Origin of the sequence: Streptomyces sp. NPDC060035, from assembly GCF_042736635.1 — a bacterium.
Classification (GTDB): domain Bacteria; phylum Actinomycetota; class Actinomycetes; order Streptomycetales; family Streptomycetaceae; genus Streptomyces.
In genome coordinates, this window is the sequence record NZ_JBHWVO010000013.1 from 15083 (window position 1) to 34384 (window position 19302).

The following is a 19302-nucleotide window of genomic DNA, read 5'->3' on the forward strand; positions in this document are numbered from 1 at the left end:
GTTCGCAGAGTTTATACGACAAGTGTTCACGCAATGTTTCGGCTAGCCGTCCCGCGTATTGCATGCAAGGCAGGTTCTAGCCTTTGAAATGCGGTGTTCGTGTTGGTTCGGACTGCCCCGACTGTCCTCTGCCAGGTTTTCTTCCGATACAGCGGTAGGCTGAAACCCATCGGTGTTTCCACCACGCATCCGGCACCGAGAACTGCATTGGCTGCATGCCGTAGGAATGTGCCCCCGGCTCCTGTCGTCAGACTACCGGGTACCCATGGGCATCGGGGGCGTTATAGATCACCCCGTCTGGGCATTATCGATCGTGATGCGAGCGGCCTGGGCTGCGGGCCGCCCACTCGAGGAGGGACCCTTCGATGGGAGACAAGGTCGTGGCCGGCGCCTTTGATCTGTCCGATCGGCAGGTGTACCGCAAGAAGCTCTCCCAGTGCCTGGAGGGGCTGGAGAGGCTCCTGGCGGAGGGGAGGTTCGATCGTCCCAGAAATCTCATGGGTCTGGAGATCGAACTCAATCTTGCGGGCTCCGACGGTATGCCGAGGATGCGGAATGCGGAGGTCCTCCAGCGGATCGCCAGCCGTGATTTCCAGACCGAACTCGGGATGTTCAATCTGGAAGTAAATATTCTTCCGCACCGGCTGAGCGGACGCGTATTCGATCAGCTCGCCGAGGAGCTCCGTACCGGGCTCGCATATGCCCACCGGAAGGCCGCCGAGGTCGATGCCGGGATCATGATGATCGGAATCCTGCCGACTCTGGGCCGCCACGATGTGGTCTCGGCCAATCTGTCGGACGTGGACCGGTACACGCTTCTCAACGATCAAATGGCTGCCGCGCGCGGCGAGGATTTCGCCCTCGATATCGAAGGTGTCGAACGGCTGGTCTGTACCTCCGCTTCCATTGCGCCGGAGTCTGCCTGTACATCGGTCCAGCTGCATCTGCAGGTGACGCCGGCCCGCTTCGCAGATGTGTGGAATGCCGCCCAGGCCATCGCGTCCGTCCAGATCGCACTCGGAGCCAACGCTCCCTTCCTGTTCGGTAAGGAGCTGTGGCGGGAGTCCCGGCCGCCACTGTTCCTGCAGGCCACGGACGTACGGTCGCCCGAACTGACGAATCAGGGAGTGCGCCCGAGGACCTGGTTCGGAGAGCGCTGGATCGGCTCCGCACACGAACTCTTCGAGGAGAATCTGCGCTACTTCCCGCCGCTGCTGCCGATCTGCGACGACGAGGAACCCCTGCGCGTGCTGGACGAGGGCGGCGTACCCGCGCTGGCCGAGCTCGTCCTGCACAACGGCACGGTCTACCGATGGAACCGGCCGGTGTACGGCCTGGCCGACGGCATTCCGCACCTCAGGGTGGAGAACCGGGTTCTGCCCGCCGGTCCGACCGTCACCGATGTGATCGCCAATGCCGCCTTCTACTACGGCCTGGTGCGCGCGCTGGCCGACGAGTCCCGGCCGGTGTGGACCCGGCTGCCCTTCGACGCGGCCGCCGAGAACTTCGACGCCGCCTGCCGCCACGGAATCGACGCGGAGCTGCTCTGGCCCCGCCCGGGCCGCTCGGGCGGGGTCGCGAAGGTGCCCGCGGTCAAGCTGGTGCGGGATGAGCTGCTGCCGCTCGCCGCTGCCGGGCTCGACGCCTGGAACATCGAGCCCGCGGACCGTGACCGCTATCTCGGCGTCATCGAGCAGCGCTGCAGGCTCCGGGTGAACGGGGCCTCCTGGCAGGTCGATACATACCACCGGGCGCTGGAGGCGGGTCTCGAACGTGAGGCTGCGCTGGCTGCCACCACCCGGCGTTACGGCGAGCTGATGCAGGCGGGCGAGCCGGTGCACACCTGGCCGGTCGGCTTCCCCGCTCCCTGAGGGCAGGCGGCAGAACCCTGGCGGGACGGAGGCTGCGGCGGGGCTCCGCGACCGCTCTGCCCGGCCGTCATGGCGGCCTGCAGGATGTCACCCTCTCGGCGGGGTCGCTGACCTCGTAGCCGCCTCCGCCGGTGACTTCGGCCCTCTCCGACACCTCCGCGCGGCCGGCGTCCGGGCCGACCGCGACGGCGATGATCGGAACCGGCCTCTTTGCAGGCCGGTTGCGCTGTGTGCCGGATCGGCGGCTCCCAGACGGACCGTGTCCGACGCCATGGCCCAAGCCGCCGACTCGGCCCAGGAGTAGGTCTTCTCGGGCCGGCCCAGCGCCTTGGAGGCGGACGCCACCGTGCCCACGGTCACCGGGGAGGTGGCCACGGAGTCGCCCGGGGTGAACGGGATGCCTTTGCCCGAGCCCTTCGTGCGGTCCAGTCAGAGGCCGCAACCGGAACCCGGCAGCCAGACCTGATAGCGGGATTCCCCGAACCTGTGGCGAACGATTTCGCGACCTCCTGGGAATCGCGGGCGACGACGGTGACGTGGGCCACCGGCCGTCGGATCGCGGCTTATCCTTGCGCGCCCCGGCCGCGACGGCGCGGACGGTGGGGGCGATGTCCGGGGAGGCGACCGTGGTCAGGCGTACTGGGTCAACCCGGTCAGGCGCACTGCCGAGTCCTCGCAGGAGTTCCGAGAGCGGCAGCAGGCCGTCCTGCGCCGCGACCGCTGTTCCCGCCGGCACGAGCACCGTGGGGACGGTGCCGGTGACGGAACGAGGGCGGCGTGGGTGCAGGGTGTCCCCGGTGTCCCTCGGTCGGGTAGCTGTCGGGCAAGCTATGACGTCCCATGTCGGTGGTGCCTCCTTGAGGAAGAACAAGGAAAGGGGACCACGCCATCGGCAACGGTGATCGTCCCCCGGCCTGTCACGCATGATCTTCGTGCATGTATTCGAGACCCTGGCGGGACGGCGGGCGGCATGAGATGCGATTGCGGAACTGAAGGCAGGTGTACTGGTGGAGGCGGGGCGCGTGGCTGAATTGATTCCTCAAGAGGCCGTTTCGCGGCGGATCCTGCGGTCGGAGACGGTGCTGGTGCTGGCCCTCTCGCTGGGGGCCAGCGGGGTGTCTGCCCTGATCAGTTTTGTCGGATCGTTGACGAAACCAGGGGGTTTGAAGGATCAGGCCGCGACGCTGAACGGTTCGTACGCGCCTGGGCGGCCGTGGCTGGATCTGGCCTGGCAATTGTTCGGAATCGCAACGGCTCTTGTGCCCGTCGCGCTGGTGGCTCATCTGCTGACCCGTGAGGGCGCCGGTCTGCGTGCCCTCGGTTTCGACCGGACCAGGCCCTGGTCGGACCTCGGGCGCGGCACCCTGGTCGCGGCGGGGATCGGCAGTGCGGGGTTGGCGTTCTATCTGGCGGCGCGGGCGGGCGGGTTCAACCTGACGGTGGTCCCCGAGTCGCTGCCCGATGTGTGGTGGAAGTTCCCTGTGCTGATTCTCTCCGCGGTGCAGAATGCCGTTCTGGAGGAAGTCATCGTCGTCGGCTATCTGCTGCGCAGGCTCGGGCAGTTGGGCTGGACGCCCATGGCCGCCCTGGTGGCGAGTTCCGTGCTGCGCGGCTCGTACCACCTCTATCAGGGGATCGGCGGCTTCATCGGAAACATGGTCATGGGCGTCGTCTTCGTGCTGCTGTACCGGCGCTGGGGGCGTGTCGGGCCGCTGGTGGTCGCGCATGCCCTGCTCGATATCGGGGCGTTCGTGGGATACGCCCTGCTCGCAGGGAAGGTGGGCTGGCTGCCCACGCCGTGAACGAAGGGGCCGGGGTGCACGGATCCGTGCACCCCGGCCGTAGGTCAGAGTGCGGCCAGCAGTTCCCCGTCGATGACGGTGACGGCGCTGCCGGTCAGCAGGGTGCGGTCTCCGCGCAGTGAGGTGCGGACCAGGCCTGAGCGGGCGGAGGCCTGCAGGCCGGTGAGGTCGTCGCGCCCGAGGCGTGCCGACCAGAACGGGGCCAGGGCGGTGTGGGCGCTTCCGGTCACCGGATCCTCGTCGATGCCGACTCCAGGGAAGAAGCCGCGCGACACGAAGTCGTAGCCGCGCGCAGGGTCCGCGGCCTCGGCCGTGGCGATGATGCCGCGCCGGGAGTGGGCAACCAGACCTGCGAAGTCCGGCGTGAGTGCGCGTACGGCAGCTTCGTCGGAGAGTTCGATCAGCAGGTCGCCGACGTGCGATCCCGTGTCGTGGACCGAGACGGGATCGGCGCCCAGCGCCTTCGCGAGACCGGGCGGAGCGGCGACGGGTGTCAGCGGGGCCGTCGGGAAGTCCAGCGTGAGAGCGCCGTCCGGGTGGGTGGTGGTGCGCAGGATTCCGCAGCGGGTCGAGAAACGCACCGTACCGCTCGCTGTTCCCGTGGTGTGCAGGACATGGGCGGTGGCGAGTGTGGCGTGCCCGCACATGTCGACCTCAGTGGCCGGGGTGAACCAGCGCAGCGCCCAGTCGGCTTCGCCGCCGGGCGGCAACGGGTGGGCGAACGCGGTCTCGGAGAGGTTGACCTCGGCCGCGATCTGCTGAAGCCGGCCGGGATCGGGGAAGGAGCCGGAATCCAGGATCAGGACCCCGGCGGGGTTACCGGCGAAGGGGCGGTCGGTGAATGCGTCGACGATGCGGATCCTCATGACCGTGACCGTAGGCGGGCCGGAACGCATCGTCCAAGGCCAATTGCCGGTTGCCGGCCCTCGTCCTGTCGGGTGGGACATGTGTCCCGTCTCATCGAAGCCCGAGCGCGTCTCCTCGGGTTCGAGCAGTCTCACGGCTCGCGGCCGGCCCGCATACGTCGTCGCCGGCCAACGATGAGCGCCTGGGTGCAACCGGCTGTGGTGAACCCGACCGAGGTGCAACTGTTGAGTTGCACCTCGGGGATGGATGTGCAACCCTGGGGTTGCAATTCAATGGCGGCGATGAATGGAGTCCCCTCATGAGCGAAGACCGGATCGAACGCGAAACCCTGATCGCGGCCCCCCTGGAGCGGGTCTGGTCGCTGGTGTCCCAACCCGGGTTCTGGGTGGCCGACAAGGCGAGCCTGCCCGGCACCGTGGCCAGGGAAGGGGAATCGATGGTCGCGAAGCACGCCGAACACGGTGACTTCCCGGTGCGCGTGGAGAAGGTTGAGCCGCCGACGTACCTGGCGTACCGCTGGACCAGCGCGTTCCCCGGGGAAGAGCTGCGCGAGAACAACAGCACCCTCGTGGAATTCACGTTGGCCCAGGAGGGCGACCGGACACGGCTGCGCGTCGTCGAGAGCGGGTTCGCGGCGCTGGCCGGGTCCGAGGAACTGCGCAGTCAGAACCTGAAGGACCACAGCGAAGGCTGGCCCCTGGAGCTCGACGCGCTCAAGACACGCGCAGAACAGGCCTCCACGTGACGGAAGAACACTCCGGCGCCGCCGAGGTCGTCGACAGCGTCCTCGGCGCGCTGGCCGACCCGACGCGACGACAACTGCTCGATCTGCTCGCCGCGCAGGGCGAGGCCACCGCGACGACACTCGCCGATGGGCTCCCCGTCTCACGCCAGGCGGTGGTCAAGCACCTCGCCGTCCTGGATGCCGCCGGTCTGGTTTCCGGCGGCCGGGTCGGGCGCGAGGTCCGGTACACGGTGCGGCCCGCGGCGCTGGACGCGACGGCACGGTGGATGGCCACGCTCGCGACCGACTGGGACCGACGGCTGGCCACCATCAAACGCGTCGCCGAGGCAGCCGAGCGGGATTCGCCCTCAACACAACCCGACTGAGGAAGTACCCATGGACACGACAGCACTGCGCGGCGCCTACGGCAGGTTGCTCGATGCCGCAGCCGTACCCGACCTCGGCGACGCCGACGACGGAGGATGGAACGCCGACCGGATCCTGGCCCATCTCCTCAGCGTCGATGCCGCGACGGCAGCGGTTGCTCTTCTTGTCGTCGCCGGCTCGCGGCCCTCTTTCGACAACCGGATCTCCCTCGACACCTGGAATCTTGAGCGGATCATCGCCGAGCACTCCGGCAGGGCGGACCTGATTGATCACGTCCGCAGTCAGGCCACCGTTCTTTGTGACGTCGCCGATCGGCTCAACGAGCAAGCCGCCTCGGTTCTGGTGCCTGCGCTCCTCCTGTCCAACGACGCGCTCGTGCTGGACCGGCCGGTCCCGCTTTCAAGCCTCATCGATGGCCTCGCCGAGAACCACGTGCCAGGGCATACCCAGCAGCTCCTCGACCTTCGCCGCGCCGCCCCCGGACGCGCCTGAGAGGCGGGGGGAACAGTGCCGGCCGGCTGCGCTCGCCACTCAGGCCTCGAGGAGGCGGACCTGCCGGTCACCCGAGAGCTCTTCCTGAGTGGGATCGCTGGTTGGGCCAGGAGTTCGTAGTTGTGCCGGTCAGGGCAGGGATGAGCCGTTCGCGTTGCTTCTGGGGGGTGTTCGTTTCTGCGCGCCGTTCCTCTACGCTCGAGGAAGTCACCAACTACTGCATGACATCTGCCCGGTGACGGAGTCGGCGTGGGGTGCGCGTCCCCGCTCCACGCCACCACTGGACGGCTTCAGGCGCAGCCACGGGTCGGCACATCCGGACGCCGACGACCCCGTGCGGCGCGTCCCGCCGGGCGGCGAAAGGGATGCGTCGTGCCTTCGGCATCGACGAACTACCGTACTCTGCTGCGCACTTCGGGGGTTGCGGCCTTCTTCCTTCCCGCCGCTGTCGGGCGTCTGGGCATCGCCATGACGGGAATCGGCATCGTCTGGCTGGTGCACGCGCGCACCGGGTCGTATGCCACCGCAGGTCTCGTCACCGGCGGATTCGCTGTCGCGGACGCCGTCGCCGGGCCCCAAATCGGGAGCCTCGTCGACCGGTTCGGGCAGACGTGGGTGCTTCCCTGCGTGCTGGGCGCACATGCCGGGGCCGTGGCGCTGCTGCTCGCCGGCGCCGTTCCGGACCTCGTCGCCGGAGTGCTCGTCGGGGCAACGCTGCCCCAGCTCGGTGCCCTGTCCGCCGCTCGCTGGTCCGCCCTGCTGTCCGGCGAACGGGCTGCCGCGCTGCCCACCGCCTTCGCCCTGGAGGCCCTCGCCAACGGCGTGTCCTACATGGCCGGCCCGGCGCTGGTGAGCGTCCTCGGTGCGGCGGGCCGCCCGGGCGTTGGGGTGCTGCTCGCCGCCGCGCTCGTCGTCGGCGGTGGGCTCGCCCTCGCCGCCCAGCGCCGCACCATGCCGCCCCTCAGCGGTCGCGCCGAACGCCGGCACGCCGGACGCGCCCTGCTCCGCCCCGCATTCCTGCTGCAGGTCGCGCTCGGCCCCACGCTCGGGGTGTTCTTCGGCGCGATGCAGGTATCCGTCGCCGCGTACGCCGTCGAACGCGGCACGCCGGACGCGGCAGCACTGCTTTATTTCGCCTCCAACTGCACCAACCTGGTGGGTGGTTGGGATTACGGAACTTGGCGCCACGGCGGCTCACCCCGGCGCCACCAGGCCGCAGCCGCCGTCTGCCTCACTCTCGCGAGTCTCCCACTGACCTTCCTCGACGCGCCCCTCGCGGTCGGCGCCACCCTCGCCCTGACCGGACTCGCCGTGCCGGTCCTGCTGATCCTCACCTCCGTCCTCACCGAGTCGTCGGTCCCGCGCGCGGTCCTCACCCAGGCGTTCGCCTGGGGCAACTCCGCAAGCGCGGCAGGAATAGCGGGCGCTGCGGCGGTCGCGGGGCGGGTGGTGGACGCGGGCGGTGCGCACGGCGGTTTCGGTGTGGCGGCGGGGGCCGTGGCGGTGATGGCGGTCCTGGTGCTCGGCGGTCTGTGGGACTCGTCACCGGACGTGACCGAAGTGGTCAACCTTCACTGAGACAGGACAACGGACAACACGGCCGTAGGTTGTCAAGCGATCGGTTCCGATATATCGTCGAAGCATCGCGACAGATCAACGATGGAAGGAGCGTAGCGATGCGTTCACATGGACACGAGCATGAGCACGGACATGGGCATTGCGGGCCCGGTCATCAGAGGCGGGGCGATGACGAGGGGAGGCGGGCAGCTTTCGGGTCGTTCGGTCCGCCCTTCGGTGGCGGCCCCTTCGGTGGCGGACGCGGCCGGGGCGGCGGCAGGGGCAGGGCTCGGCGCGGCGATGTGCGTGCGTCGATCCTGGCGCTGCTCAAGGACCGTTCGATGCACGGATACGAGATGATCCAGGAGATCGGCGAGCGCAGCGGAGGGGCATGGCGGCCCAGTCCCGGCTCCGTCTACCCCACTCTTCAGCTGCTCGAGGACGAGGGCCTGATCGTCAGCGCGAGCGAGGGCGGCAAGAAGCTGTACACGCTCACCGAGGCGGGCCGGACCGAGGCCGAAACCGGTCCGGAGGCGCCGTGGGAAGAGGCCGGGCGTGGAGTCGACTGGGAGGGTGTGAACGAGATCCGCCAGGCCGGCTTCGGTCTGATGGAGGCGTTCGGGCAGGTCTGGAAGACCGGCTCCGCCGACCAGCGGAAGAAGGCGCTCACGGTGATCAACGACGCCCGTAAGAAGCTCTATCTGATCCTTGCCGACGAACACTGATTGCCTGTGGTGTACGCCGTAAGGGCCCTGTTCCGCGGGGCCCTTACGGCGTCCCGGCGTGTGAGGGTGCCCGCATCACTGGCGGGTGATCAGTTCTGTTGCCCCGTCCGCCAGATCGCCGCCGAGTCGAACCGGTCCGAAGCGCGGGGGTGCGGTCCCTCGTCGTGGCAGTGGAATGCCGCCCAGAAGAGGTCGGCGGGCAGTGCGTCGGCGGGGGCGTGGACGCGATAGACGTACTGCCGTCCGTCGAGGGCCGGCAGGGCGACCAACCAGGACACGAAAGGACCCCTCCTCCCACCGGCGCCGTCGGATCGCTGTGGCCTGAGGGACGTATGCCGCGCGTCACCGGTTGCGCCGGGACCGTGGCGCAAGGCGGCGCGCGCACTTTCTCCGGATCGGTGCCCCCCCTCGGAGCGGGATCTCATCCGCAAGGATGAGGAACTCCTCCGGTGCCCGCCCTCGGTGGGACGTGCAGATGGGCCGTAGCGGGGATGTCTCCGCGCCCCGGGGCTGATGGGGTGGGTTGTGTGCACAACCGGACACCACGGATACCCGAACAGCCCGCACCGAACCACGCCGGATTCACCGCTGAACTGGCATCGGTGGTGACGGGTGCGCGCAGGCGGGCCCTGCGTGACGGCGACCGCCACATCGACACGGCTCATCTGCTGCACTCACTCATCGAATCCGACCCCGAGGTCCGCGGGGTTTTCGACGGTGGGCCGCAACTGGCCAGGGTCCTCGGCTATCTCGTGCAGCGCAGCATCGGATACGGGCTCCGCTGGCAGGGAACGCTGGAGCACTCGGGCGCACTGACGGCGGCGCGCGAGCCGGGGGCCGACGGTTGGTCACCCTCGGCCGTCGCGGCCATGGACCGGGCGGAGCGGGGTGCAGCTCTGCGCGGGGAGTCCTGCGCCGGTGGGCTCGACATTCTCGCCGCACTGGTCGGGGACCCGGAGTGTCGTGCCGTTGAGGTTCTGGAGCGGGCAGGCGTGGATGCTGCGTGGCTCGCCGGGCGAACGGCGGACCGGCTGGCCGAGGTTTCACGGCAGAGGTGATCATGGACACCCCTCCGACAGGCGTGACGAGGATGACGCTGCTGACGCGGGCTGCCATGATGTGCCGATGCACGCGTCTCAGGGGAGAAGCGCCGGTCTGGGCCTGGCCTTGGCCTCGGCGCTCGCATTCGGTGGTTCAGGGGTGGCGGCCAAGCCGCTGATCGAGGCGGGCCTCGACCCGCTGCACGTGGTGTGGCTACGCGTGGCGGGCGCCGCTCTCGTCATGCTGCCCGTTGCCTGGCGGCACCGGAACCTGGTGCGTGAGCGGCCGGCCCTGCTGGCCGGTTTCGGGCTGTTCGCCGTCGCGGGCGTTCAGGCCTTCTACTTCGCCGCCATCTCCCGTATCCCTGTCGGCGTCGCCCTTCTCGTCGAGTATCTGGCGCCCGCGCTGGTCCTTGGCTGGGTGCGCTTCGTGCAGCGCAGGCCCGTCACCCGGGCCGCCGCGGCCGGGGTGGTCCTCGCGGTCGGCGGACTGGCCTGTGTCGTCGAGGTGTGGGCCGGACTGAGCTTCGACGCCGTGGGGCTGATGCTCGCGCTCGGAGCGGCGTGCTGCCAGGTGGGCTATTTCGTCCTGTCCGACCAGGGCAGCCACGGACCCACCGACGCCGGGCGGCCTCATCCGTTCGGTGTGATCGCGTACGGACTGCTGGTCGGGGCAGTCGTGCTCACCGTCGTGGCCAGGCCCTGGGGCATGAACTGGGCGGCTCTGGGCGGGAGCGCCGAGATGAACGGGAACGCCGTTCCCGCATGGCTGCTGCTGGGCTGGATCGTGCTGCTCGCGACCGTGCTCGCCTATGTCACCGGTGTGGTGTCGGTGCGGTTGCTCTCACCGCAGGTCGCCGGTGTTGTCGCCTGTCTGGAGGCGGTCATCGCGACCGTACTGGCCTGGGTGCTCCTCGGCGAACACCTTTCCGCGCCCCAGCTCGTCGGCGGCGGTGTGGTGCTGATCGGGGCCTTCATCGCACAGTCCGCCGCGCCCAGGCCCCCGTCAGGGCCGGTGGCATCCGGCGCCGGAGTGCCGGTATCGGACGGTGCGGGCAGCGGTGAGTCCGCTGCCGCCGAGGGTGAGTTGTCCGGGCACCGGACCTCGCCGTAGGGTGGCGATCATGCATCTGACCGTACTTCCGCCGCCTGTCGCTTAGCGCGCGCGGCCACTCCTGACGAAGACCGGGCTCGGGCAGTTCCCGAGCGGTTCGTCGCTGCCCGCGTGCGGAGCCGAGCGACCACCACTCCCTCTTCCTCCGGAGAAGTCACGTGTCCCACCCTGTTTCCGGCCTGCCCGTCGGGCGGAGCCTCCTGTATCTCGTTGTCGCCGGTCTTGCCTGGGGTACCGCGGGCGCGGCTGCGTCCCTGCTCTTCCGGGTCAGCGATCTCGGCCCACTGGCCCTGTCGTTCTGGCGGTGCGCCGGCGGGCTCGCACTTCTGGCGGGCGCGCTGGTGCTGCGCCCGCGTCGCCCGCGCGCCTCAGGTGAGTCCCGCCGTCAGCGGCTGCTGCGCATCCTCGGGACCGGCGTCGGTCTCACCGTGTTCCAGAGCGCCTACTTCGCGGCGGTCGAAGCGACCGGCCTCGCGGTCGGGACCGTCGTCACCCTGGGGGCCGGACCCGTCCTCATCGCCGTCGGCGCACGATGGCTGATGGGGGAGCGGATGGGCCGGGGCGGATTCGTCGCCGTCGCCGGCGCCCTCGCCGGGCTCGCCGTGCTGGTGCTCGGCGGCGGGGCGGCCGAAGTACGGCCGGCCGGGGTGCTGCTGGCACTGCTGTCCGCCGCCGGCTATGCGGCGATCACGCTGCTGACCCGGTGGCTGGGACGCGAGGGCGCGTCCGGCGACGCCCTCTCCACCAGTGCGTGGGCGTTCGGTGTCGGTGCGATCGGTCTGCTGCCCGCGGCGCTGGCCGAAGGGCTCGTGCCGCACACCGCCGCAACGGGGCAGGTGCTGTGGCTGCTGGTCTATGTGGCCGCGGTGCCGACCGCGCTCGCCTATGCGCTCTACTTCGCGGGCGCCGCCGTGGTCCGGTCGGCGACCGTGTCCGTGATCATGCTCCTGGAGCCGGTGAGCGCGGCCTTCATCGCGGTGACCGTCCTGGGGGAGCAGCTCACCGCTGCCACCGTCATCGGCACGCTGATTCTGCTCAGTGCGGTGGCCGGACTGGCCCTCGCAGAGGCGCGCAGCGCGGCTGTCGCCGTCCGGAGGCGCCGGGAGGCCGTGCCCGCCTGATCCCGCGGGCCCCGCGTGGCCGCGTGCCGGGTCCGTTCCCGTGACGGGCCCGGCACGCGCAGGCAGGTCAGAGAGCGGCCAGATAGTCCGGCACGGGCACGGCGGGATCGAGGTCGTCGGACGGAATCGGTGCGGCGTAGCCGGGGGCCAGCGGCACCACACCCGCCCAGTACGGCAGCGCGAGGTCCGCCTCCTCGTCGTTCGGCCCTCCGGTGCGGACCTTGGCGGAGACCTCGTCGAGGTCCAGCCGGATCACCGCTGTAGCGGCGAGTTCCTTCGCGTCGGCCGGCCGCGAGTCCAACGACCTGCCGGGCACGACCTGATCGACGATCGCGTCGAGTGCCACGCGCCGTTCCTCGGGGTCGGTAACCGTGCGGGCGACGCCGTGCACCACCACGGAGCGGTAGTTCATCGAGTGGTGGAACGCGGACCGGGCCAGCACCAGGCCGTCGACCAGCGTGACCGTCAGGCAGACCGCCAGGCCCGGATCAGCCGCACCCGCCGTGCGCAGCGGCCGGGATCCGGTCGAGCCGTGCACGTACAGCCGCTCGCCGACCCTGCCGTAGAGCGTCGGGAGTACGACCGGTGCGCCGTCGCGGACGAATCCGAGATGGCAGAGGTAGCCCTCGTCGAGTATCGAGTGGACGACCTCCCGGTCGTACGAAGCGCGCTGCCTGGCCCGGCTCGGGACCGTGCGCTCGGTCGGCTCGTAAGGGGCGGCGACGCCCGGGCCGGTGCTGTCGGGCGTTGCGGTGTCCGGCATTGCGCTCTCCATTGCACTAGTGCATAATCACGTTTGTGCTAGGAGAGTATCGGATCAGCGGGCGGCGTGCATCGGACATTGCCGCGAGCGTGGAGCGCGGTGTGGGTTCGGGTGACCTCGTCCCCGGTCATGTACTGCCGCCCATGCGGGAGTTGGCGTCCCTGCTGGGGGTCAATCCGAATACGGTGGCCGCCGCCTACCGGACGCTCCGTGAGCGCGGGGTGATCGAGACCGCGGGACGCAGGGGCAGCAGGGTGCGGCAACGCCCGGCGAGCACCTCTCGCGGCTCGCTCCGGATCGACGCGCCGCCGGGTGTACGGGACCTGGGCGCGGGTAATCCGGATCCCGCCCTGCTGCCCGACCTCGGCGAAGCGCTGGCAGCGGCCGCGCGGGCGAACGCGTCGAGGCCCGCGTTGTACGGGGATGCTCCGGTGATCCCCGAACTCGCGGCGTTCGCCCGGGCGGAGATGGATGCAGACGGTGTGCTCGCGGGGCCCGTGGCGGTCGCCTCGGGGTCACTCGACGCGATCGAACGTGTGCTGTCGGCGCATCTCAAACCCGGTGACGTGGTCGCCGTCGAAGACCCGGGGTGGGGTGCCCTGTTGGATCTCGTCCCGGCGCTCGGGCTGCGTGCCGCGCCCGTCGCCGTGGACGACGAGGGTCCGCTGCCCGGCGATGTGGAGCGCGCGCTGAGGGCGGGGGCCGAGGCGCTGGTCGTGACCGGACGGGCGCAGAACCCGACCGGGGCCGCGGTGGGGGCCGAGCGGGCGGGGGAGCTGCGGTCCGTTCTCGCGCAGTACCCAGGGGTGCTTCTGATCGAGGATGATCATGGTCACGCCATCGTGGACCTGCCGCTGCACCCCCTGGCGGGAGCAACGGACCGCTGGGCCTTCGTGCGGTCCGTCGCGAAGGCGTACGGACCGGATCTGCGGGTCGCCGTGCTGACCGGGGATGCGGTGACCGTCGACCGAGTGACCGGCAGGCAGAGCCTGGGGCCGGGCTGGGTCAGCACCCTGCTCCAGCGGACCGTGGTGCACCTGTGGACCTCGGGCGCCGTCGATACCGCCGCCGTTGCCAGGGCCTACGGGGAGCGCCGGGACGCACTCGTCCTGGCGCTGGAGGAGCGCGGGGTGCGGGCGCACGGGCGGAGCGGGATGAACGTATGGGTCCCCGTCGGCGACGAGACCGGCGCGGTGGCCAGACTGCTGCACGCGGGCTGGGCGGTGGCCCCGGGTGCGCGCTTCCGGAACGTCGCTCCGCAGGGGGTGCGCCTGACCGTGTCGTCGCTGACCGGGGCGGACATCACACCCCTGGCGGACGCGGTGGCGGCCGCGGCGGAGCCGGCCAGGCCCATCAGCTACGGCTGAACGGACGGCGGCCCGAGAACCGCGCGGGCTTGGCGGACGAACGGGTCCTGCTCTGGGTGAGCGCCGCACCCGCAAGGACCACCAGGGCGCCGACCGGGGTGTTCCAGTTCAGCTGTTCGCCGAGCACGGCCACGCCGGCCGCGGTGGCGATGACCGGGATGAAGTAGGTGACCATCTGGGCCGTCGTCGGGCCGATCTCCTCGACGAGACCGTACTGGACGAGCAGCGCGAGTCCTGTCCCGAGCGCCCCCAGGGCGATGACGCAGAGCGTCGGGATCAGCGGAAACCGGTGGGGAACCGAGGTGAACAGAGGTGTGACGACGGCCAGTTGGAGAGTCGCGACGAAGAGCTGGCTGCCGGTCAGCGCCAGTGTCGAGAAGCCGGTTCCCGCAAGTGTCCGGCGGACGTAGATCCAGCCGACCGGATAGCTGAGGGAGGCGAGCAGGGCCATTGCCGTACCGCCGAAGTCCAGCCCGGAGAACCCCTGCCAGGCACCCAGGACGGTCAGTACGCCGATGAAGCCCAGGCCGAGCCCGGCGACGCGGCGGCGGGTCGGCCGGTCCTCGGAGAGCGCGACGAGCGAGAGTGCCATGCCCCACAGGGGTGAGGTGGCGTTGCAGATTCCGGCGAGCGTGGACGGAATGGTCAGCTCGGCGTAGGCGAAGAGCGAGAAGGGCAGCGCGTTGAGGAGGAATGCGGCGACGAAGAGATGACCCCAGGTCCGGACGGAGTGTGGCAGCCGTTCGCGGCGCACCGTGATGGCGACGGCGAGCACTGCCGTGCCGAACAGCATTCGGCCGAAGGTGACCTGGAACGGGGCGTATCCGTCGGTGCCGACCTTGATGAGCAGGAAGCTGAAGCCCCAGATGAGGGAGAGCGCCACGAATCGGATGCGCCAGTCCACGGCCCGACGCCGGCTGGGGGAGGGTGCGGCGGGCAGGAGGGTAGGGGAGGACGGCACTGTTACCGGTGCGGAAGGGGCGCTCATGAGGTCAACGATGACAACTGGAATCGCGTAGGACAAGTGAGATTTTGTGGCTCCATCCGCGTAGTATTGCTTACATGTTGAATCTGGAGCGCCTGCGGACGCTGGATGCCCTCGCCCGGCACGGCTCGGTGAGCGGGGCTGCCGAGGGTCTTCACGTCACCACGTCGGCGGTTTCCCAGCAGATGGCCAAGCTGGAACGCGAGGTGGGTCAGCAGCTCCTCGCCAAGAACGGCCGCGGCGTCCGGCTGACCGATGCCGGTCAGCTGCTCGCCGACCATGCCGCACGCATCCTGTCGCAGGTGGAGCTGGCCCAGTCCGACATCGAGGCCCAGCGCGGTGAGGTGGTGGGTGAGGTAAGGCTCGCTGCCTTTCCGACCGCCGCGCGTGGGCTGTTCCCCGCCGCCCTCACCGCGCTGCGCCGAGACCATCCCGAACTAAAAGTGCGTACAGCGGAGTTGGAGCCGGAGCAGGGGATTCGCTCAGTACTCCGGGGCGATATGGATCTGGCCGTGGTGCTCGACTGGAGCAATAAGCGACTACCGGTGCCGGGTGGTCTGGCCAAGGCCGAACTCCTCGACGACGTACCGGACATCGCCATGCCGGCGGGGCATCCGCTCGCGGACCGGACGGAGGTGGACCTCGAGGACTTCGCCGACGACGCGTGGGTGTCCTGGCCGGAGGGCGAATTCTGCTACGACTGGCTGATGTTCACTCTGCGGTCCAGGGGCATCGAGCCGCGCATCGCGCATCTCGCAGGCGAGCACCACACCCAACTCGCTCTGATCGCCGCCGGATTCGGTGTCTGCGTGGCGCCCCGGCTCGGCCGCGGACCGGTGCCGGAGGGTGTGCGCCTGGTACCCGTACGGCAGAAGATGCGACGCCACGTCCACGCGGTGTGGCGGACGGATGCGGACCGGCGTCCGTCGATCAGGGCAGCCGTCGAGGCCCTGCGCGACGCCGGCCGGACCCTGGACGCTCCGGTTGCCCCGGACCTCGGATCGGATCGGCCGGCTTCCGGAAGTCCCAGGATGTGACGGACCTTGGAGTGAGTCGCAGCCAGGCGTGCCGTCCGTCGTGGGGCAGGGTGTCCATGTCGAGGTACTTCGACGCGAACATCCGCTCCGGTGAGTCCAGTTCGGCACACGCCGTACCCTCGCGGGGGACTCGCCCGCAATCCCCGCTTCGCCGGACAGCTCCACACCGGGCAGCTCGCCGTACTCCTCGCCGTCGTCGACCACCACCGCGATCTTCGGGTCGTGCCGCAGCTGCGACCGGCGCAGGCTCCGGGTGAGGGAGTACAACCAGAGCGACGTGCCGTCCCGGACGAACTACAGCGCCCCGACGTGGGGCCGTCCCTCGGCGGAGACCGTGGCCACCCGGCATGTGCGCTGCTCGCCGAGGTAGGCGTTCCGTTCCGCGTCGGTCATCGTGATCCGACGTCCGCGACGCCGGGTGACGGTCATGGGGCGCCCCTTCTGCTGTCCGACCGGGTGTCCGGAAGCATGGAGGTCCTTTCCCCGGAAGTCCACCCGAGGGCCGCGCCCCTGTGACGATCCCCGACGCGGTGAACCTCGGCTGCACGGTGGTGGTGCCATCGCGGGGGTGCCTGCCGAGTACACCCCCGCGATGATCCGCAGCAGGTTCGCTCAGGTGGCCACGATGATCACCACTGACGACGCCGCTGTCCGCCCGGCACGGCCCCCGGCGGTTACACCAGCGTGATCGAGTCGCCCTCGACCTTGATCTCCTTGGCCGGCAGCGGCTGTGTGGCCGGACCGGTCGTGACGCTGCCGGTCGCCGCGTCGAAAGCGCTGCCGTGACATGGGCAGTTGATGGTTCCGTTCGAGATGTCCTTCACCGCGCAGCCCTGATGGGTGCACTTCGAGGAGAAGGCCTTGAACTCACCGGCCTTCGGCTGCGTCACCACGACGCCCCGGTCGGCGAACACCATTCCTCCGCCCTCAGGAATGTCGGCGGTCCTGGCGAGGACCGCGCCGCCCGCGCCGTCTCCCTCCCCGGCGGGCTGAACCGTGTCCGAACCGCCCGAGTCCTTCGAGCCGCCGCACGCGGTGAGTGCGGCGGCCACTCCGGCTGCGCCCACCGCCGCGACGACGGTGCGGCGCCCGAAGTGGACCTGGCGCTCCTGCGATGCGCTCATGCCGGCTTTCCCTTCATCGGAGTTACATGACGTCGTCAGTGGTACGGGCCGGTCGCCTCCAATGTTCAGATGCCCGGGGAATTCCCGGTCGGCACCTTGCCCGGAAGCGCCTTTCGGGTAGTGGTCGTTCCGCTCCACGGAACGCTCGGCTGCGCTGGCAGCCGGGCCGCTCCTACGGTTGAGCCGATCCCCGGGCCTGCCCGCTCGAAGCGGGCCGGTGTGCCCTCACCGCGGAGTGCGGGCGCCCACGTTCCTGCGTCGCCGTGCCGACCGCTTCGCGGACGACGGGCCATGGGCGGCGCGGCGGCGACCAGCAGCTTCGCCCGTCTGTTCCTGCTCCCGGGCGTAGCGCACTGCGGCGGCGGCCAGGGCCCGGACCGTTTCGACGCGCTGACCGCCGTGGTCGACTGGGTGACCGAGGGCAAGGCCCCCAGCAGCCTGGCGACCACATCCGTCGACAGCACCGGCAAGGTCACCGCCGCCCGCCAGGTCTACCCCTTCCCCTACGTCGCCACGAACACCACGGGCCCGGCCGACGAGGCGAGCAGCTATACCTCAGTTGCGTCCGGCGCCGGGGCCGGCCTGACGCTGAACTGGCTCGGCTCCTTCCGCTCCGGCTATGAGACGACGGGCAACTGGGTCGACGGAACGTGGGTGGTCACCAAGGGCAAGGCTTGATCATGTGACGTCATCGCCGGCGGTCAGCCCATATGCGGCTGCGGTGTCCTGCGCCGGACAAGGCTCCGGAGCGGGATCTCCCAGGTCCTGCTCCACAGCCGGCGGGGGCGGCCTCATCCGAGCTGTCGGCGTGGCATCAGCGCCGACGACGGCGACAAGAAGGTCACTCAGCACTTCTCCAGGGCCATCACCTACGTCACCCATCCGGTGAACCCCGACTACCGGAGCCCGGTCGTCAGCGTTTCCGTCGAGGCCGGCGGTGTGCTTCGGCCGCGCACCAGCGGTAGATGCGCGCACAAGCCACTGCCGCTCACGACCGTGTGGCGGTCCCGCAGCCCGCTTCGCTGCCCTCACGCACGCGCGCGTCCAACGACTTGCTCCGGTCGTACGGGTCGACCTCGGGTCCGTCTCCCGAGCCCGTGACCGCGCGTTCGGCGCTGAATGCGGGCGTGAGGTAGCCGGTGAAGGTGTCGCAGCCGCCGTTGGTGGTGTCCACCTTGTAGGAGACGAGGGAGAACGTCCCCGGCTCGATGTTCACCTTCGCCGGGTCGTCCCAGCTCATGACGACCTCGCGGCGCACGATGGTACGGGCGACTTCGTCGCTTCCCGCCGCAGCGCGCACGACCGGGTAGACGTACGTGACATCGGTGGTCACCTCGACCGCACCGCGCTCACCTTGCCGGTAGGTGATCCGTCCGCGTGTCTTGACCTCGATCCCGACGAGCCGCACCTTCGCTTCTGCGAAACGACTGAACAGCAGCAGAGGATCGTTCTCCCGACTCGGGGCGCGGAACGCGGTCGCCAGGTAGTCCTGGACGTCCTGCTGATGCGGATTGATCAACGCGATCGCCTTTTCCGGCCGCTCCCCGCGCAGTACACCCGGATCCAGACTGGACGCGGCGAGGAAGACCCGAGTCCGATCGAGCGCCTGCGCCACCTGCTGCCTGCTCATCCAGCCCGTCGCCCGTGCCGCGGGCAGGAGCAACTCTGACGCACCGTCACCCCACTGCGCCGCGGGAGACCCTCTGAACGGCTCCTCCAATGTGGGTGGTCGGGCTGACACCTCCCTCGCCGGCGGCTGATCCGGACGTTCCGACTCGGCAGCGAGCGGCGCACTCTCGCCGCCTCCGCCACCGAACCACCCAGCCACCCGTCCCGGGAACAGCGTCACGATCAGCAAGCCGACGACGACCAGCAGACCGACCGCGTACCAGCCCTTTCCCCTCCGAGGCCGGGCCGGTTGGTGAGCTCGCCACCCCTCCGGCCGAGCGGGCTCCTCCCGCAGCCGCCGCGCCACCATCCGGGCCCGCGCCGACGGTTCCTCGGGCGCGCCCGAAGTGCCGGCTTCGGCCTCCCGCAGGAAGCGCTCCCACTCCTCGTCCGGTATGGACGCTCCACCCTGGCCCATGCTGCGCTCCCGCCCCGTCTCGCGCGCCCGGTCTCTCCCCTGAGCCGGTCGGCACCGGTGCATCATGGCACAGCGGATCGGAGCCTTCGCGGGCCCAAGTCCCGGCCTGACCAGCCCTGGAGGCCCGCTGTCCCGGTCGGGATCGTTCGTACTTCCCTGGAGTGCAGCGGGCTTGGGAGCCGTATCGGGGGAGGGGCTGTGCAGGACTTTTCCTGCACAGCCGCGTCCTCGTCCGCCGGA

The 19302-nt window shown here is 70.0% G+C and carries 19 protein-coding genes and 1 pseudogene; 13 read left to right on the forward strand and 7 right to left on the reverse strand.

Annotated elements, in window-relative coordinates; all coding sequences use genetic code 11:
* Positions 1-365: 365 nt before the first annotated feature.
* Positions 366-1871 carry a glutamate--cysteine ligase gene (locus tag ACFWBQ_RS21135; protein ID WP_385491118.1) on the forward strand — a complete coding sequence of 502 codons (1506 nt, stop codon included), beginning with the start codon at positions 366-368 and terminating at the stop codon, positions 1869-1871.
* Positions 1872-2893: 1022 nt separating this feature from the next.
* Positions 2894-3673: a CPBP family intramembrane glutamic endopeptidase gene (locus ACFWBQ_RS21140; protein ID WP_385491573.1), complete on the forward strand. Its 780-nt coding sequence runs from the start codon at positions 2894-2896 to the stop codon at positions 3671-3673.
* A 44-nt stretch (positions 3674-3717) separates the two neighbouring features.
* On the opposite strand, the gene ACFWBQ_RS21145 is transcribed toward ACFWBQ_RS21140, so the two are convergent.
* Positions 3718-4539 (reverse strand): PhzF family phenazine biosynthesis protein, encoded by an 822-nt coding sequence (locus ACFWBQ_RS21145; protein ID WP_385491120.1) that lies wholly within the window; start codon positions 4537-4539, stop codon positions 3718-3720.
* A gap of 299 nt (positions 4540-4838) precedes the next feature.
* Between ACFWBQ_RS21145 and ACFWBQ_RS21150 the strand changes: the two genes are divergently transcribed.
* The 5 genes from ACFWBQ_RS21150 to ACFWBQ_RS21170 all read left to right on the forward strand — a co-directional run bounded on the left by ACFWBQ_RS21150 (position 4839) and on the right by ACFWBQ_RS21170 (position 8425).
* Positions 4839-5285 carry an SRPBCC domain-containing protein gene (locus ACFWBQ_RS21150; protein ID WP_385491122.1) on the forward strand — a complete coding sequence of 149 codons (447 nt, stop codon included), beginning with the start codon at positions 4839-4841 and terminating at the stop codon, positions 5283-5285.
* Positions 5282-5650: an ArsR/SmtB family transcription factor gene (locus ACFWBQ_RS21155; RefSeq protein WP_385491124.1), complete on the forward strand. Its 369-nt coding sequence runs from the start codon at positions 5282-5284 to the stop codon at positions 5648-5650. The genes ACFWBQ_RS21150 and ACFWBQ_RS21155 overlap by 4 nt, the downstream gene beginning before the upstream one ends.
* A 10-nt stretch (positions 5651-5660) precedes the next feature.
* Positions 5661-6143 carry a hypothetical protein gene (locus ACFWBQ_RS21160; RefSeq protein WP_385491126.1) on the forward strand — a complete coding sequence of 161 codons (483 nt, stop codon included), beginning with the start codon at positions 5661-5663 and terminating at the stop codon, positions 6141-6143.
* Positions 6144-6515: 372 nt separating this feature from the next.
* Entirely contained in the window at positions 6516-7721 is a 1206-nt protein-coding gene (locus ACFWBQ_RS21165) for an MFS transporter (RefSeq protein ID WP_385491128.1), read from the forward strand.
* Positions 7722-7819: 98 nt separating this feature from the next.
* Positions 7820-8425: a PadR family transcriptional regulator gene (locus ACFWBQ_RS21170; RefSeq protein WP_385491130.1), complete on the forward strand. Its 606-nt coding sequence runs from the start codon at positions 7820-7822 to the stop codon at positions 8423-8425.
* Between the two features lie 89 nt (positions 8426-8514).
* Here the strand turns inward: ACFWBQ_RS21170 and ACFWBQ_RS21175 are convergent, their stop codons facing one another.
* On the reverse strand, positions 8515-8703 hold the full coding sequence (locus tag ACFWBQ_RS21175) for a hypothetical protein (RefSeq protein WP_385491133.1): 189 nt from the start codon (positions 8701-8703) through the stop codon (positions 8515-8517).
* 249 nt (positions 8704-8952) lie between these two features.
* On the opposite strand from ACFWBQ_RS21175, the gene ACFWBQ_RS21180 reads away from it, so the two are divergent.
* The 3 genes from ACFWBQ_RS21180 (at position 8953) to ACFWBQ_RS21190 (ending at position 11700) form a co-directional block, all read left to right on the forward strand.
* Positions 8953-9483, forward strand: a complete 531-nt coding sequence (locus ACFWBQ_RS21180; protein ID WP_385491136.1) for a Clp protease N-terminal domain-containing protein — start codon at positions 8953-8955, stop codon at positions 9481-9483.
* Positions 9484-9550: 67 nt separating this feature from the next.
* Positions 9551-10579, forward strand: coding sequence for a DMT family transporter (locus ACFWBQ_RS21185; RefSeq protein WP_385491138.1), 1029 nt, complete (start codon positions 9551-9553; stop codon positions 10577-10579).
* Positions 10580-10737: 158 nt separating this feature from the next.
* Positions 10738-11700 carry a DMT family transporter gene (locus tag ACFWBQ_RS21190; RefSeq protein WP_385491141.1) on the forward strand — a complete coding sequence of 321 codons (963 nt, stop codon included), beginning with the start codon at positions 10738-10740 and terminating at the stop codon, positions 11698-11700.
* A 67-nt stretch (positions 11701-11767) separates the two neighbouring features.
* Here the strand turns inward: ACFWBQ_RS21190 and ACFWBQ_RS21195 are convergent, their stop codons facing one another.
* Positions 11768-12463, reverse strand: coding sequence for a pyridoxamine 5'-phosphate oxidase family protein (locus ACFWBQ_RS21195; protein WP_385491143.1), 696 nt, complete (start codon positions 12461-12463; stop codon positions 11768-11770).
* A 35-nt stretch (positions 12464-12498) separates the two neighbouring features.
* On the opposite strand from ACFWBQ_RS21195, the gene ACFWBQ_RS21200 reads away from it, so the two are divergent.
* On the forward strand, positions 12499-13830 hold the full coding sequence (locus ACFWBQ_RS21200) for an aminotransferase class I/II-fold pyridoxal phosphate-dependent enzyme (protein WP_385491145.1): 1332 nt from the start codon (positions 12499-12501) through the stop codon (positions 13828-13830).
* Here ACFWBQ_RS21200 and ACFWBQ_RS21205 read toward each other — a convergent pair.
* Positions 13817-14818, reverse strand: coding sequence for a DMT family transporter (locus ACFWBQ_RS21205; protein ID WP_385491148.1), 1002 nt, complete (start codon positions 14816-14818; stop codon positions 13817-13819). The genes ACFWBQ_RS21200 and ACFWBQ_RS21205 overlap by 14 nt on opposite strands.
* A 74-nt stretch (positions 14819-14892) precedes the next feature.
* Here ACFWBQ_RS21205 and ACFWBQ_RS21210 point away from each other — a divergent pair, with 74 nt between their 5' ends.
* Positions 14893-15852 carry a LysR family transcriptional regulator gene (locus tag ACFWBQ_RS21210; RefSeq protein ID WP_385491150.1) on the forward strand — a complete coding sequence of 320 codons (960 nt, stop codon included), beginning with the start codon at positions 14893-14895 and terminating at the stop codon, positions 15850-15852.
* Here ACFWBQ_RS21210 and ACFWBQ_RS21215 read toward each other — a convergent pair.
* Both ACFWBQ_RS21215 and ACFWBQ_RS21220 read right to left on the reverse strand, forming a co-directional pair.
* Positions 15746-16281, reverse strand: a pseudogene (locus ACFWBQ_RS21215) (pyridoxamine 5'-phosphate oxidase family protein). The gene ACFWBQ_RS21210 and the pseudogene ACFWBQ_RS21215 overlap by 107 nt on opposite strands.
* Before the next feature lie 245 nt (positions 16282-16526).
* On the reverse strand, positions 16527-16976 hold the full coding sequence (locus ACFWBQ_RS21220) for a Rieske (2Fe-2S) protein (protein ID WP_385491153.1): 450 nt from the start codon (positions 16974-16976) through the stop codon (positions 16527-16529).
* A gap of 291 nt (positions 16977-17267) precedes the next feature.
* On the opposite strand from ACFWBQ_RS21220, the gene ACFWBQ_RS21225 reads away from it, so the two are divergent.
* Positions 17268-17654 (forward strand): tannase/feruloyl esterase family alpha/beta hydrolase, encoded by a 387-nt coding sequence (locus ACFWBQ_RS21225; protein ID WP_385491156.1) that lies wholly within the window; start codon positions 17268-17270, stop codon positions 17652-17654.
* 310 nt (positions 17655-17964) lie between these two features.
* On the opposite strand, the gene ACFWBQ_RS21230 is transcribed toward ACFWBQ_RS21225, so the two are convergent.
* Entirely contained in the window at positions 17965-19062 is a 1098-nt protein-coding gene (locus ACFWBQ_RS21230) for a hypothetical protein (RefSeq protein ID WP_385491158.1), read from the reverse strand.
* Positions 19063-19302: the final 240 nt, after the last annotated feature.

Excerpts from the sequence above, each read along its gene's own strand:
- ACFWBQ_RS21135 (WP_385491118.1), top strand. The coding sequence starts at position 366 with ATGGGAGACAAGGTCGTGGCCGGCGCCTTTGATCTGTCCGATCGGCAG.
- ACFWBQ_RS21145 (WP_385491120.1), bottom strand. The coding sequence starts at position 4,539 with ATGAGGATCCGCATCGTCGACGCATTCACCGACCGCCCCTTCGCCGGT.
- ACFWBQ_RS21150 (WP_385491122.1), top strand. The coding sequence starts at position 4,839 with ATGAGCGAAGACCGGATCGAACGCGAAACCCTGATCGCGGCCCCCCTG.
- ACFWBQ_RS21160 (WP_385491126.1), top strand. The coding sequence starts at position 5,661 with ATGGACACGACAGCACTGCGCGGCGCCTACGGCAGGTTGCTCGATGCC.
- ACFWBQ_RS21170 (WP_385491130.1), top strand. The coding sequence starts at position 7,820 with ATGCGTTCACATGGACACGAGCATGAGCACGGACATGGGCATTGCGGG.
- ACFWBQ_RS21185 (WP_385491138.1), top strand. The coding sequence starts at position 9,551 with ATGCACGCGTCTCAGGGGAGAAGCGCCGGTCTGGGCCTGGCCTTGGCC.
- ACFWBQ_RS21195 (WP_385491143.1), bottom strand. The coding sequence starts at position 12,463 with ATGCCGGACACCGCAACGCCCGACAGCACCGGCCCGGGCGTCGCCGCC.
- ACFWBQ_RS21205 (WP_385491148.1), bottom strand. The coding sequence starts at position 14,818 with ATGAGCGCCCCTTCCGCACCGGTAACAGTGCCGTCCTCCCCTACCCTC.
- ACFWBQ_RS21210 (WP_385491150.1), top strand. The coding sequence starts at position 14,893 with ATGTTGAATCTGGAGCGCCTGCGGACGCTGGATGCCCTCGCCCGGCAC.
- ACFWBQ_RS21220 (WP_385491153.1), bottom strand. The coding sequence starts at position 16,976 with ATGAGCGCATCGCAGGAGCGCCAGGTCCACTTCGGGCGCCGCACCGTC.
- ACFWBQ_RS21225 (WP_385491156.1), top strand. The coding sequence starts at position 17,268 with ATGGGCGGCGCGGCGGCGACCAGCAGCTTCGCCCGTCTGTTCCTGCTC.
- ACFWBQ_RS21230 (WP_385491158.1), bottom strand. The coding sequence starts at position 19,062 with ATGGGCCAGGGTGGAGCGTCCATACCGGACGAGGAGTGGGAGCGCTTC.